Source organism: Candidatus Devosia phytovorans (assembly GCA_029202405.1).
Classification (GTDB): Bacteria; Pseudomonadota; Alphaproteobacteria; order Rhizobiales; family Devosiaceae; genus Devosia; species Devosia phytovorans.
Genome location: CP119312.1, coordinates 2,906,993 through 2,921,063, shown reverse-complemented (window position 1 = coordinate 2,921,063; position 14,071 = coordinate 2,906,993). Strand labels below are relative to the sequence as shown.

10 protein-coding genes are annotated in these 14,071 nt (G+C 61.5%); all 10 read right to left on the bottom strand.

Features of this window, described 5'->3' with window-relative positions:
- Positions 1-24 precede the first annotated feature (24 nt).
- The gene (locus P0Y65_14445) at positions 25-2,196 is read right to left on the bottom strand and encodes a malate synthase G (GenBank protein ID WEK03388.1); all 2,172 of its coding nucleotides are present in this window, start codon (positions 2,194-2,196) and stop codon (positions 25-27) included.
- A 598-nt stretch (positions 2,197-2,794) separates the two neighbouring features.
- Positions 2,795-3,829: a proline racemase family protein gene (locus P0Y65_14440; GenBank protein ID WEK03387.1), complete on the bottom strand. Its 1,035-nt coding sequence runs from the start codon at positions 3,827-3,829 to the stop codon at positions 2,795-2,797.
- A gap of 61 nt (positions 3,830-3,890) precedes the next feature.
- On the bottom strand, positions 3,891-5,543 hold the full coding sequence (locus P0Y65_14435) for a hydantoinase B/oxoprolinase family protein (protein WEK03386.1): 1,653 nt from the start codon (positions 5,541-5,543) through the stop codon (positions 3,891-3,893).
- A 3-nt stretch (positions 5,544-5,546) separates the two neighbouring features.
- Complete coding sequence (locus P0Y65_14430) at positions 5,547-7,622, bottom strand: hydantoinase/oxoprolinase family protein (GenBank protein WEK03385.1); 2,076 nt, start codon at positions 7,620-7,622, stop codon at positions 5,547-5,549.
- A 188-nt stretch (positions 7,623-7,810) separates the two neighbouring features.
- Complete coding sequence (locus P0Y65_14425; protein WEK03384.1) at positions 7,811-9,043, bottom strand: FAD-dependent oxidoreductase; 1,233 nt, start codon at positions 9,041-9,043, stop codon at positions 7,811-7,813.
- The gene (locus P0Y65_14420) at positions 9,043-9,783 is read right to left on the bottom strand and encodes a GntR family transcriptional regulator (GenBank protein ID WEK03383.1); all 741 of its coding nucleotides are present in this window, start codon (positions 9,781-9,783) and stop codon (positions 9,043-9,045) included. Before P0Y65_14420 ends, P0Y65_14425 begins: the two co-directional genes overlap by 1 nt.
- A 12-nt stretch (positions 9,784-9,795) precedes the next feature.
- Positions 9,796-10,770, bottom strand: coding sequence for an ABC transporter permease (locus P0Y65_14415; protein ID WEK03382.1), 975 nt, complete (start codon positions 10,768-10,770; stop codon positions 9,796-9,798).
- A gap of 5 nt (positions 10,771-10,775) precedes the next feature.
- Positions 10,776-12,320, bottom strand: coding sequence for a sugar ABC transporter ATP-binding protein (locus P0Y65_14410; protein WEK03381.1), 1,545 nt, complete (start codon positions 12,318-12,320; stop codon positions 10,776-10,778).
- Between the two features lie 71 nt (positions 12,321-12,391).
- Positions 12,392-13,387, bottom strand: coding sequence for a sugar ABC transporter substrate-binding protein (locus P0Y65_14405; GenBank protein ID WEK03380.1), 996 nt, complete (start codon positions 13,385-13,387; stop codon positions 12,392-12,394).
- 120 nt (positions 13,388-13,507) lie between these two features.
- Positions 13,508-13,978 (bottom strand): GAF domain-containing protein, encoded by a 471-nt coding sequence (locus P0Y65_14400; GenBank protein WEK03379.1) that lies wholly within the window; start codon positions 13,976-13,978, stop codon positions 13,508-13,510.
- Positions 13,979-14,071: the final 93 nt, after the last annotated feature.

Sequence of the window (14,071 nt, the reverse complement as noted above, 5' to 3'; positions counted from 1 at the left end):
TTTTTGGCGGTCTCCTCGGAAATGTCAGGCCTGGGCAAGTTCGGCCTTCCTGGCGCGCCGCCCCTTGTGCAGCAGCGGCTCGGTATAGCCATTGGGTTGCGTCAACCCTTCGAAGATCAGGGCGGAGGCCGTTGCGAAAGCCAGACTTCGGTCGAGCTTGTCGGCCATGGGCACGTAAGCGCCGTCATGGGCGTTCTGCCTGTCGACAGCTGCGGCCATGCGCTTGAGGCTATCTTCAATGGTCTGCCGATCGACGAGGCCATGCAACAGCCAGTTGGCGAGGTGCTGGGAGGAGATGCGCAGGGTGGCGCGATCTTCCATTAGGGCAATGTCGTTGATGTCGGGCACCTTGGAACAGCCGACGCCCTGGTCGATCCAGCGCACGACATAGCCGAGGATGCCCTGGCAATTGTTATCGACCTCGCGACGAACCTCTTCGGGCGACAGATTGCGCCCGCCCAGGAACGGCGGGGTGAGGATGTCATCGAGCCGCGCCGGTTCGCGCTTGCGGATTTCGGCCTGCCGTTCGCGCACACCGACGTCGTGATAGTGGAGCGCATGGAGCACTGCTGCAGTGGGCGAGGGCACCCAGGCCGTGCTAGCGCCAGCCTTCATCTGCCCGGCCTTGACGTCCAGCATTTCGGCCATGGCATCGGGCTTGGCCCACATGCCCTTGCCGATCTGCGCTTTGCCATCGAGATGTGCTGCAAGGCCCACATCTACATTGTTGGCCTCATAGGCATTGAGCCAGATTGAGGACTTGATCTCGTCCTTGGGCACCACCGCGGCGGCATTCATGGACGTGTGGATTTCATCGCCCGTCCGGTCGAGAAAGCCGGTATTGATAAAGACAATTCGACCCTTCACCGCGCGGATCGCCTCTTTGAGATTGACAGAGGTGCGGCGCTCTTCGTCCATCACGCCGATCTTGATTGTATGACGGGCAAGGCCCAGCGCATCCTCGACGCGGTCGAATAGTGTATTGGCGAAGGCTACTTCCTCGGGGCCATGCATTTTTGGTTTGACAACATAGATTGAGCCGGTGCGGCTATTGCGCGGGCCGCCGGTCTTCTTGAGGTCGTGCATGGCGGCGAGGGTGGCGACCATGGCATCCATGATGCCCTCGGGCGTTTCGTTGCCGTCCGCGTCAATCACGGCATCGGTGGTCATCAGGTGACCAACATGGCGCACCAGCATTAGGCTGCGGCCGGGAAGGGTGAGTGTTCTGCCATCGGACTCGATATAGTCGCGATCCGGATTGAGCCGGCGGGTGACGGACTTGCCGCCCTTTTCGAACGTGTCCACCAGGTCACCCTTCATCAGGCCAAGCCAGTTGCGATAGACCGCGACTTTGTCCTCGGCATCGACCGCAGCGACCGAGTCTTCGCAGTCCTGAATGGTGGTGAGCGCAGCTTCCATGACGACGTCGGCCAGCCCCGAGGCGCTGGTGGCGCCGATTGGATGCGCGCGATCGATCACTAGTTCGAGGTGGAGGCCATTGTGGACCAGAAGGAATGCCGTGGCGGCTTCAGTATCGCGGCACCCGCAATATTGCGCGGGGTCGGCTAGGGGGACAGTCCTGCCATCGATGGTCGCAAGGAAAGCGCCATCGGCTAAGGTATAGGCAGTCGCATCGGTATGAGACGCACCAGCCAGCGGCACGACCTGGTCGAGCACGGCAGCGGCCTTGGCGATGACGGCGGCGCCGCGCTTCTCATTATAGCCTTTGCCGGGCGCCAATTCGCCAGCCTTGGCGATGGCGTCGGTACCATAGAGCGCATCATAAAGGCTGCCCCAGCGCGCATTGGCAGCGTTGAGCGCGAAGCGGGCATTCATGACTGGTACCACAAGCTGGGGGCCGGCCATGGTGGCGATTTCGGCATCGACATTGTCGGAGGTGATGGCGAAGTCTTCGCCTTGCGCAACGACATAGCCGATCTCCTCAAGGAAACGGCGATAGGCTGCTGTATCGCGTAATTGACCCCTACGTTTCCGGTGCCATGCGTCGATCTGTGCCTGAATATCGTCCCGCTTGATCAGAAGGCTACGGTTGTACGGGGCCAGGTCGGTGAGGATGTCCGCATAGGCAGTCCAGAACGCGGCCGCGTCTATATCAAGGCCGGGAGTGACTTCTTCCTCTACAAATGTCGCCACGGGTTGGGCGACGCGAATTGCTCCAAAATTTCGATAGCTCATCATGAACATCCAGGTTGTTGCCAAAAAAAGCTACCAGCTGTCGTCAGAGCCTCAGATGCGTCATGGCCAGATTTTCTACGATACGGAAAGATTCGGTCGCCCCGGAAGACGCAAAGCTAGAATGCCCATCTCAACATGACCGGCACTATAAATCTCAGACGTGTGGAAGCCGCCGCAGAGAGTTGAGGTAGACGCGTACTCTATCTAGGAACGTTGCTGCCAAACTTCGTAAATTAACGATCTACGTTAAAACCAACATCGGCTGATACAGAGTCCGCTACCAGTCTGAAAGCCATCAACATTCGTTTGTGCCCCAAGTTTGCCAGTCCCGGATGTCTGCTTGTTGGGCTGGCGGCCCCCGAAGCGGACTGTCTGAAACCCACCCCGGAGATGCCGGTCTCCTGCCGACCCATTGCGGTCAACAATATCCACATTAGTCGAACCCGACAGCGGTCACTAAGGTGTTTTCGTCGCCGGCGGAGCTGAGGATCGCCTCAGCGCCCTTTGTCAGACATCTAATCCAGCAGGGGGTAGGCGGCCTGCCACCCCTTCCAACCTCTCCAGCGAGCTCAGGATGATGAAAGCCGGGCGCTTGCACTCAGTTCATCAGATCAAACGCATCGCCCCAGGTATCGGATACCGAAAAACCATGCGGATAGGGGTCTGTCGGGTCAACGCCGAGCTGGTGGATGCCGTGGATCCAGCCGCGGCCCGAAATGATCGGCTGCACGGCCGGGCGGCCGGCCACCGTTGTGTCGCTGGCATAGTGCACGTCAAAGGTTGAATCGATGATCGAGCGCGCCGTGAAGCGATCGCCGGGCTTGGCGAGGCCACGAGCCGCAGCAACCGCAAGGCGAGCCGAATTGCCGGTGCCACAGGGCGAACGGTCGATGCGGCCGGGCGGCATAATGGTTGCGCCCTTGAGTTCGCCCGCCGCGTTCTGGCTTACAAACATCGTATAGGAAATGCCCTTCATTCCCGGCAGTTCGGGATGAGCGATATCGAGCTGCTTGTTGACTGCGCGATGCACGGCGCTGCCCGCTTCCACCAGCTTTTTAGCCAGATGCGGCGCGATTTCGAGCCCGAACTGTGCCGGGTCGATCAGGGCATAGAAGATGCCGCCATAGGAAATGTCGACCTTGATCTTGCCAAAGCCTTCCACATCCACCACCGCGTCCAGCTCATGGGCATAGGAGGGGTTCATGGTCAGCGTCACGCGCTCGACCTTGCCGTTCTTGCAAGCGGCCCGCGCCGTCACGAGGCCCGATGCGGTGTCGATGCGCACGATGGTCTCGGGCTCGGTCATCGGCAGCATGCCGGTTTCGAGCACTGTGGTTACAAGGCAGATCGAGTTTGAGCCCGACATGGCATGCGCCTTGTCACCCTGGAGGATGATGAAGCCGATATCGGCATCGGGGCGGGTCGGTGGAAAAACCAGGCAGGTGCTCATCTGCGCCGACGCGCGCGGCTCAAACACCAGAAAGCGGCGCAGGCTGTCGTCGACTTCGTTGATATGGCGGATCTTGTCGGCAATGGTTGCGCCGGGCACGTCGATGACGCCGCCGGTAACGATGCGACCCACTTCCCCTTCCGCATGAGCCTCGACCAGGGTGACGGTTTTCGACCAGCGCATGGCCGCATCCTTTTGTAAGCGAAAACAGGCAAACGGGGCGCCCGAAGCGCCCCACTAGCAATCAGATCCTCACGTTATAGACCCTTTGGGCCGTCTCGGCGTCAATATAGCCGTTCTTGACGTCGCGCCGCACGGCAGCCTCGCTGCGATCGGCGGGCTTGCCGAAACCGCCGCCGACGCCCGTCACCACATGCACCACATCGTCCTTGGAGAGCGGCACATTGGTGGCAAAGGAATAGCGTTCGCTGTCCTTGCCGGGGCGCAGCACTTCCACATAGTTGGGCGAACCGTCATTGCCGCCATTCTGGCCCCATGGCGGAATGCGAGAACGGGTATAGCCGACGCTGAGGAAGTTGTCGTCGGCCCGGACCCGGTAGCGCACCGAAATGCCCTTGCCGCCGCGCCATGCGCCATCGCCACCCTTGTCGGTATTGAGCGCCAGCTCGTCGACATTGAGGCCATAGCGGGCCTCGGCCACTTCGGCCGGGCAGTTGAACGTATCGCCGTGAAAGCCCGAAAAGATCGCGCTATTGCCGTCACGGCCCTGCTGGGCGCCCCAGCCACCGAGCTGGGGCTCGACGATCGTATAGTGCCGGCCCGTATCGGGATGCTTGCCGCCAATCACCGTGCCGCAGATCGAGGCAAAGTTGCCCGCCGGCAGCACGCCGGGGAAGTGGTGGGCAAGGCAGCGCAGGATGAGGTCGAAGACGCGGATTTCGACTTCCGAATAATAGCCCAGCGCACCCGGCTCGACGACATGGAACACCGAACCGGGACGGGTCAGCAGCTGCAGCGGACGGAAGAAACCGCCATTGCCCGGAGCCTGTGTATCGGTAAAGGCCTTGAACGCCAGCTGGGCCGAAATCTCGACGCCTTCGCGGCTCGAATTGCTGGAGCCCTTCTGGTCGGGATTGTCGCGCAGGTCGATGATGAAGGCGTCATCGGTGATCTCGATGATCACCTTATGGATGTCGCCGGTATCCTGCTCTTCCTCGAACGGATAGATGCCGTTCTTGATGGTGGCGAGAGCTGCGCGGGCGCGGCGTTCACCGAGATCCATGAAGTCGGCAATGGCCGCCGAGAATGTGTCGGCGCCATATTTCTCGATCATTTCGAGAATGCGTTTTTCCCCGATCCGCACGCCGGCAATGCCGGCCCACAGGTCACCGCGCAGGAAGTCGGGCAGGCGGGTATTGACGTAAAGGATATCGAACACGGCCTGGTTGGGCACGCCGGCATCGATCAGCTTGACCGCCGGAATACGGATGCCTTCCTGAAAGATTTCGGTGGCTTCCGACGACATCGAGCCGGGCACATTGCCGCCCACATCGTTCCAGTGCGCGATATTGGCCGTCCAGGCGACGATCTTGCCATCGGCAAAAACCGGCATGGCCAGGATCATGTCGTTGAGATGGGTCACGCCACCCCAATAGGGATCGTTGGAGGCAAACAGGTCGCCTGGCTTGATGGTATCGACCGGGTGTTTTTCGATCATGCGTTTGACGGCTTTATCGAGCACGCCCACGAATGCGGGAATGCCGGCGCCAGAGGCGGCGATTTCGCCTTGCGCGTCGCAGATGCCGGTGCCGAGGTCGAGCACTTCATAAATGATGGCGCTCATCGAGGTCTTGCGCTGCGCCGCGAACATTTCGTCGGCGACGGCTTCAAGGCCATTCTGGATAATGTCGAAGGTGACGGGATCGTAAGCGGTCATCGATCAGCTCCGCAGATGGATTTGGGTATTGCCGAAATCGTCGATCTCGACCCGGTTGCCGGGGTGGATGACGATGGTGGTGCCGGGATCCTCGATAATGGCAGGGCCGGTAAAAACCATGCCCGGTTCGAGCTTTTCAGCATTGTAGATCGTGGCTTCACAGACGCCTTCGGTCGCATAATCCACCTCGCGGCGGCCCTTGATGGCGTCTTCGAGGTTGGCGCCGGTGCGCGGCTGAGCCACCATTTCGAGCTTGCCCACTTCGGCCGAGGCGATGATGTGGATGCCCACGATCTCGACGGCGACATCGAGGCGATAGGTATATTCGCGCTCGTAGACGCCGTGGAATTCTTCGATCAGCGCGGCAATGCGGGCTTCTTCGAGCGGACCGGCGGCTAGCGGCACTTCCACCGAATGTTCCTGGTTGCGATAGCGCATCTTGACCAGCGGCTGGATCTTGACTGCATCGGGCGTGACGCCTTCCTTGCCGAACTGTTCGGTGGCAAAGCCGGCAATCTCACTGACCAGCGCTTCAAGGCCGGCACGATTGGTACCGTCCATCAGGCGGGTGACGAAATAGTCGCGACGCAGGTCGCTCATCATCATGCCCCAGGCCGAGAAGACCGGCGCGCCACGCGGTACGACGACCTTCTTGACGCCCAGCTCCTGGCCAAGCGCCACGCCATGCATCGCGCCGCCGCCGCCAAAGACGACGAGGGTAAAGTCACGCGGATCGTGGCCGCGATTGAGCGATACGAGCTTGAGCGCATTGACCATATTGGCATTGGCGATGCGCACGATGCCGCGCGCCGCTTCCTGCTGGCTGACGCCAAGCTTGTCGGCCAGCGTGCCCAGCGCGCCATCGACCGAAGCCATATCGGCGATCACCGAGCCGCCGCAGAAATAGTCGCGATTGATGCGGCCGAGCACGAGATTGGCGTCGGTCGTGGTCGCATTGGTGCCGCCACGGCCATAGGCGGCAGGACCCGGCATGGCGCCGGCCGATTGGGGGCCGACATGGAGCTTGTCGAAGTCGTCGACCCAGGCGATCGAGCCGCCGCCATTGCCGATTTCGACCAGATCGACCACGGGCACCATAATGGGATAGCCGGCGCTCTTGCGGTCACGCTCGATCCAGTAGTCGGTTTTGATCGACACCTGGCCGTTCTGGATCAGCGAGCATTTGGCCGTCGTGCCACCAATGTCGAGCGCCAGCACATTGGGCTCGCCAATGATGCGGCCCAGTTCCGCCGCGCCCCAGAAACCCGATGCCGGGCCCGATTCCACCATGGTGATCGGAATGGCCTTGGTCGAGTCCAGCGAATCCACGCCGCAATTGGACTGCATGATGTAGAGGCGGCCTTTGTAGCCTTCCTGCTGCAGACCCGCTTCCAGCCGCTCGAGATAGCGCTGCGCCGTCGGCTGCACATAGGCCGAGAGCACGGTGGTGCTGGTGCGCTCATATTCGCGCCATTCGCGGGTGATCTGGTGCGACGCGACGGTCGCTACCTCCGGCCAAAGGCGATGGATTTCCTCCAGCACGGCTTTTTCATGGGCGGGATTGGCATAGGCATGGATCAGGCAGACCGCGACAGCCTGCACGCCATCGGCGCGGAAGCCATCGAGAATGGCCGGCAGGCCGCTGAGATCGAGCGGGGTCACTTCCTCGCCGCTATAGTTCATGCGGCCGTCGATTTCCTGGCGCAGATAGCGTTCGACGAAAGGCGTCGGCTTTTCATAGGACAGGTTGAAGAAGTCGGGGCGGTTGCCGCGGGCGATTTCCAACACGTCGCGGAAGCCTGTCGTGGTCAGGAGACCCACCTTGGCGCCCTTGCGCTCGGTCAGCGCATTGATGACCACGGTGGTGCCATGGGCAAAAAAGTCGGCTTCCGCCACCGAAAGCTCGGCCTTCTTGATGACGTTGAGCACGCCCTGTTCGAAATTGGGCGGCGTCGTATCGGACTTTTCCGTCCGCACCGTCTGCTGGCCGGTGGCCTTGTCGGTTTCGAAATAGACGAGATCCGTAAAGGTGCCGCCTACGTCGGTGGCAATCCGGCTGATTGTGTCACGCTTGGTCATTAGTCATCCCGACTTTTTCTGCCATTCCGCGCGTGGCGGAGGGTGAGATCTGGGTTGTTAGGCAATATCCAATTTGTCGACAATAACGGCAGATGCAGTCACCTGCCAAGAGAATAAGCAATTTGTCGACAAACTAAATACAGAACATTCGGACAAGGCGACGCACCCGGCGTCGTTGGCGGCGCAGTCTACTGAAAGCGGTTGATGCTGAAGGGGTTGAGATCAGGGTCATGCGGCGCGCTGCCGGCCAGTCCGGACACCAGCCGCGCTGTCACCGCGCTCAGCGTTAGGCCAAGATGGCCATGGCCGAAGGCGTAGATGACCCGGGGATCGTCAGGGAGGCTGCTGATCACCGGCAGGGAATCGGGCGTCGAGGGGCGGCGCCCCATCCATTCCTTGCCGCCCTCGGGGAGGCTCGGTACATAGCGGCGCATCTTGGTGCGCATCGCCTTGGCGCGCGCGAAATTGGGGCTGGTATCGGGCTTGGCCAATTCCACCGCGCCGCCCACGCGCAGGCCATCGACCAGTGGCGTGGCGACAAAACCCTGATCGGCAAAGCCCACCGGCATGGCAAGGTTCCAGCCCAGATCGGTGAATGTGGTATTATAGCCGCGCTCGTTTTCGAGCAGCACCTTGGCGCCAAGGCTGCGCACCAGGTCCCGCGACCAGACGCCCGACGCCACCACGACCTTGTCGAACAGGCTCTCGCCCGCCCCGGCATGAACCGTGACGCCCCGGTCATCGCGCGACAGCCGCGTAACCCGCTCCGGCACGAGCGTCGCCTTGGCCCGCAGATAGGCCTGATAGGCCCGCAACACGCTATGCGGATTGCTCACCGACCAATAGACCGGCTGATGCACCGCGCCGGCGAAAGCACCTTCCAGTTGCGGCACCAGCTTGCGCGCCGCATCGGGCGACAAGCGCTCGTAATCATATCCCAGCGCCGCCTTGACGCTGGCCGCTTCCTGCAGCGCCGCGCTGACGCTAGCCTCGCTGTCATGCACCGAAACATAGCCGGTCTGGCGCAGATGGTCGGTCAGTCCGATGCTCTGGCCCAAAGCCTGATGGTCCTGCAATGCCGTGCGCATCAGGGAGGTTAGCGCAGCACGAACCTTGCGGCCATGCGAGGGCGTGGCCGAAGCCAGAAATACCAGCAGCCAGGGTAGCAGTGCGGGCACATCGGTCCAGCGCAGCGTCAACGGCCCCTGCGGATCGAGCAACCATTTGGGCACGGCGGTCAGGATGCCGGGGCTTGCAATCGGAGCGATCTCGGGCAGCGCGATCAGCGCCGCATTGCCAGAGGAGGTGGGGAAGCCATCGATATCGGGCTCAAAGACCGTAACCGCATGACCGTCATTGATCAGGCGCGTGGCAATGGTCGCGCCGACAATGCCGGCGCCCACGACTGCAATTTTGACCATCAGGTCCGTTCCAACTCAAGAGATATGCCCGAGACCGTGCCGCGGGCAATGTAGCTTTGGATCTGCCGCACGATCTGCGCCGCATGGGCAGCCGCCAACTGGTCGGCCCGGTCTGCATCGCGCGCCTCGATGGCGAGGATCATTTCCTCATGCTCGTCGACATAGCGGTGCGGCAGGTTGTCATCGAAGGATTGGTAATATAGCCGCAGGATACGCCGGCCTTCATCGAGCAGGCGTCCGAACAGTCCCGTGAAATAGGGATTGCCGCCCGCCTCGGCGATGGCCATGTGGAAATCGCGATTGGTCTGGATCATGCCCAGAGCATCGTGCGCGCTCACGGTCCCGGCATAATTGGCCGCAAAGGCGCGAATGGTGCTGATATGTTCGGCCCGCCAATGCACGGCCGCCGAGCGCGTCGTCACGCGATACATCAGCGTCAGCGCCTCGAAATAGACCGGCAACTGCTCGAAATCGATGGTGGCCACGACCGTGTTACGATTGGGCAGCGTTTTGGCCAGCCCCTCGGCCACCAGGCGCACCAGCGCCTCGCGGATGGGGGTGCGGGACATGTCGAACCGCTCCGACAGCGTCACCTCGTCGAGCGGACTGCCCGGCTCGAGGCTCAGGTCAAGAATTGCCGTGCGCAGCGTCTCATAGACCGTGCGGGCACCTTGCCCCCGTACGCGCGTCGTTGCCGTGCCGACCGCCTCACCCTTTGCCTTCAACTTTCCCCCCGCCATCGTCTGCTCCGATTATCTGCGCTTCTTGCCGGCGCTGAGTGCAACCGCAACCACGATAATGACGCCAGTCGTCAGATCTTTGAAGAACGGATTGACGTTGAGGATGTTAAATCCATTGCCGATCAGCGCCAGCAGCAGCACGCCGGCGATCGAGCGCCACACTGCTCCGGCACCGCCATAGATGCTGGTGCCACCCAGAATGACCGCGGCAATGGCTTCCAGTTCCATGCCAACGCCTGCCTGGGGCTGGCCCATCGAAATGCGCGACACCGCGATGATGCCGGCAAGACCGGCGGCAAAACCGGTGAGACCGAAACAGGCGATCCGCACCAGATTTGTGCGCACACCCGAAAGGATGGCGGCTTCCTCATTGCCACCCACGGCGATGACGCGGCGGCCAAAGGTCGTCCGGTTGAGCAGCACCATCACCGCGACCATAAAGACCAGAAGGATCAGCACGGCGATATTGACCATGCCGACGCGGCCCCGACCCAGCCAGGCGAATTCTTCCATCCTCACCGGGATCAGCGCGCCGCCGGTAATCAGCACCGCTATGCCGCGATAGACCATGCTTGAGGCAAGGGTCGCGAGAAACGAGTGGACGTTGAACCCCGTAATGATCAACCCATTGACCACACCCAGCAAAAGGCCCAGCAGGGGCCCCGCGATCATGCCCACCGTCGGATCGACATGGACCGCCAGCCATGCCGCCGAAACGCTGGCCACGCCAAAGATCGCCCCCGTCGACAGGTCAAACCCACCACTGATGATCACCAGTGTCAGCGCCACCGCAATAATGGCCAGCGGGGCGCTCTGGTTGAGAATGTTGAGCAGGTTGCGCGAGGTGAGGAAGGATGGGCTGATCAGCGTCAGGCCGATCATCAGCACGACGATGATGAGCAAAATGCCATATTCGCGCAGGAAATCGCCGACGGAAAACCTGGCCCGGCTGGGCGTCGTGGGTGCGGTTGCTTGAAGTTCGGCCATGGGTCTCAACCTTGTGCGGGCAGGGGCGCGGATTGCTCCTGCGCCTTCTGGACGTTGAAGAGGCGGAACAGCACGTCTTCAACACTGATATCGGAACTGTCGACTTCGCCAATGATCCGGCCTTCGCTCATCAGATATGAGCGATGCGACAGGTTCAGCACTTCCTCGAGCTCGGAGGAAATCAGCAGCACGGCAACGCCGCTCGCTGCGAGTTCGACGATGAAATCGTGGATGCGGCGGCGCGCGCCAATATCGACGCCGCGGCTGGGTTCGTCGAGAATGACGACCCTGGGCTTGCCATAGGCCCATTTGCTGAGCAGCACCTTTTGCTGGTTGCCACCCGAGTAATAGGCCACTTCGCCGTCAATGCCTGATGGCACGATGCCGAAATGCTCGATCATCGCCTTGGTGCGACGGCGCTCTTCGCCCATGTCGAGAAAGCCGAAGCGGCTGATCTGGTCGAGATGGGGCAGGCTCATATTGGGGCGCGTGCGCTGCACGAGGTTCAAACCCTGCTTGCGCCGGTCCTCGGGCACGAAAGCGATACCATGGCGCACGGCGATCTTGGGCGACAGGCCGCGCAACACCTGCCCGTCAAGCGATACCGTGCCGCTCAGCGCCGCATCGACGCCAAACAGCGCCCGCGCCACTTCGCTGCGGCCAGAACCGACCAGGCCCACCAGCCCAACCACTTCGCCGGGGCGGATGGTGAGGTTGATGTCCGAAATTCCCGCATCCGTGCTGATCCCGGCCATTTCGATGCGCGGCGCAACCGACGCATCCGGCCGGGCCGGCAATTGGGGATAGGCGACTTCCGCGCTCTTGCCGAGCATGGCTTCGACCAGGCTCTGCTTGGTTTCGCTGGCAATTTCGCCGGTGCGGACCACGCGACCGTCCCGCATGATCGTCACGCGATCGCAGGCAGCCAGCACATGGTCGAGAAAATGGGTGACATAGATGATGGTGCGGCTCTGCGCCCGCAGGTCGGCAATGACCCGGTGCAGCCGGTCCGCTTCGTCCGCCGTCAGCGACGAGGTCGGCTCATCCATGATGATGATGCGCGCATCCCGCGCAATGGCGCGCATGATCTCGACCTTCTGCCGGTCGGCGATCGACAGGTCACCAGCCTTGCGGCGCGGATCAAGGCCAAAGCGGCACTGTTCTTCCAGTACGGAGAAGCGCTTGTTGTCCGACCCGCTGAGCAGGCCCCCAACATTGGCCTCAAGACCTAGAAAGACATTCTCGGCCACGGTCAGTTGCGGCACCAGCTGGAGTTCCTGATGGATCATGGCCACGCCCATCTGCAGCGCGCGGCGTGGCGTCGATTGATCAAGCGGGGTGCCCCCAATCTCCACCTGGCCGCGATCGGCCGAATAATAGCCGCCGATGATCTTGCCGACGCTGGACTTGCCTGCGCCGTTTTCCCCGATCAGCGCATGCACTTCGCCAGCCCGGAATTCGAGCGCGATATCATGCAGGATCTTGCTCGAGCCAAAGCTCTTTTCAACGCCCGTCAGCCGGACAGCCGTTGTCGTACCGTTCGCTACCATGGCAACGGACCTCCGCTAAAGGGTGGAGGGTAGGCGGGATCGTGCGACCCCGCCAGTCTCGTCTGCTGGGCTTAGCCCTGCCATTCACCGACGAAGTCGGGGTTGGCATCGAGCCATTCCTTGGTCACGATGACCGGAGTGGTGCTGAGCTCGAACGGGTCGATCCAGGTCGGTGCGGTGCCGCCTTCGAGCGTGGTGACCACCGCTTCGAGCGCTGCCTCGCCCATGCTGTGCGGCACTTCTGCCAGCGTTGCAGCAACCTTGCCGGCGCGGATGGCATCGATCGTGATCTGGTTGAGACCGCCACCGATCATATAGACCTCGCCCGGATTGTAGCCGAAATCGTTGAGCGCGATCTCGACACCGATCAGCGGCTGGTCGGCATTGGACAGCACGGCGTCGATTTCCGGATTGGCCTGCAGAATGTCCTGCATCGCGGTCAAGGCCGTATCGGGATCGTAATTGCCTTCGCCGGTCGCAACGATCTGGATATTGGCGTGCTCTGCGAACACTTCCTTGTAGGTTTCGTTGCGCAGGTTATCGAACGGATAGATCAGCTGGCCGATGATAACGGCCACGCGGCACGGATCCTTGTCGGCGCAATAGTCAACCACGGCGTCAGCCTGTGCCTTGGCGCCGATTGCCGGGTTGGCGGCAACGGTTGTAGTAAGGCCGGGAACCTGCGGCTCCATATTGGTCAGGTCGGAGCCAATCGGGAAAAGCGTCGAGGCAACCGTGAGACCGGCTGCAGCGGCGTCTTCAAGGGCGGGGGCAATGCCAACGCTATCGTTGGGCGTCACGATGAGGGCATCGAACCGGCCGCCGGCCACCACGTCCTCGACCTGCGAGAACTGCTTGGTGGAGTCAAACGCGCCATCGAAAATCTCGACTTCGACGCCCTTCGCGGCGGCAGCTTCCTGGATGCCGGCATAGATGGCCTGATTATAGCCATTCTGGCTCGACGAAGCGAGGTAGGCGATGCGGAACGGATCCTGTGCCATGGCTGGCAGGGCGGTGGCCACACCAGCGACAGCGAAGGAAGTCAGCAATGCAAAACGTAGTTTCATAGTTTTCCCTTTCACACCAGCGGCTCCCAATTTCCGCTGCTGGTTCTCCTGACGACGGCGGCACGTTGCCCACCGTGTTTTGTTTCCCCGTCTCCGTGAGCTTTTACGCCCACGAAGCGATTATGCTTTCATCGACTTGGCCAGATGCTGGAAGGCGATGGTGGCGTAAGGCAGCAGGTCCGCAGCGGGCGTGATGCGCTCGGCGGTATAGTACCCAGCCTTATTCAACAGGTTGAGCGTGCCGATGACCTTGCCATCGACCACGACCGGAATATTGGCGTTGGACTCGTTGCCCAGCGACTGGATCAGCGGCCAGTCGAAAAAGACTTCCGCGATCTCCTCGATCTTGAGCGTGTGGAACACCCGGTGCTGGTTGAGCACGATCTCGGTCCACTTATTGTCTTCGATCGGCTTAAGGCCGGCCAGCGGATAGGCCTCGAGATTTTCCGAATAGACGCGCTTGGATTGACGGCTGTCCATGTCATAGACCGACGCCGTCAGCAGCTGGGTGCCGATGGTCTCGTGCAGCATCTTGCCAACGCCGCCGATCAGGTCGATCGCCGTCACGCCCGGGCGGCGGACGCTCGCCATGAACTCATCTATAAGACCGGCACTGATCACGATAGGCACCTCGTTTCATCCAGGATGCTATCTAATATCCAAAGTGTCGACAAGTAGGGTGAT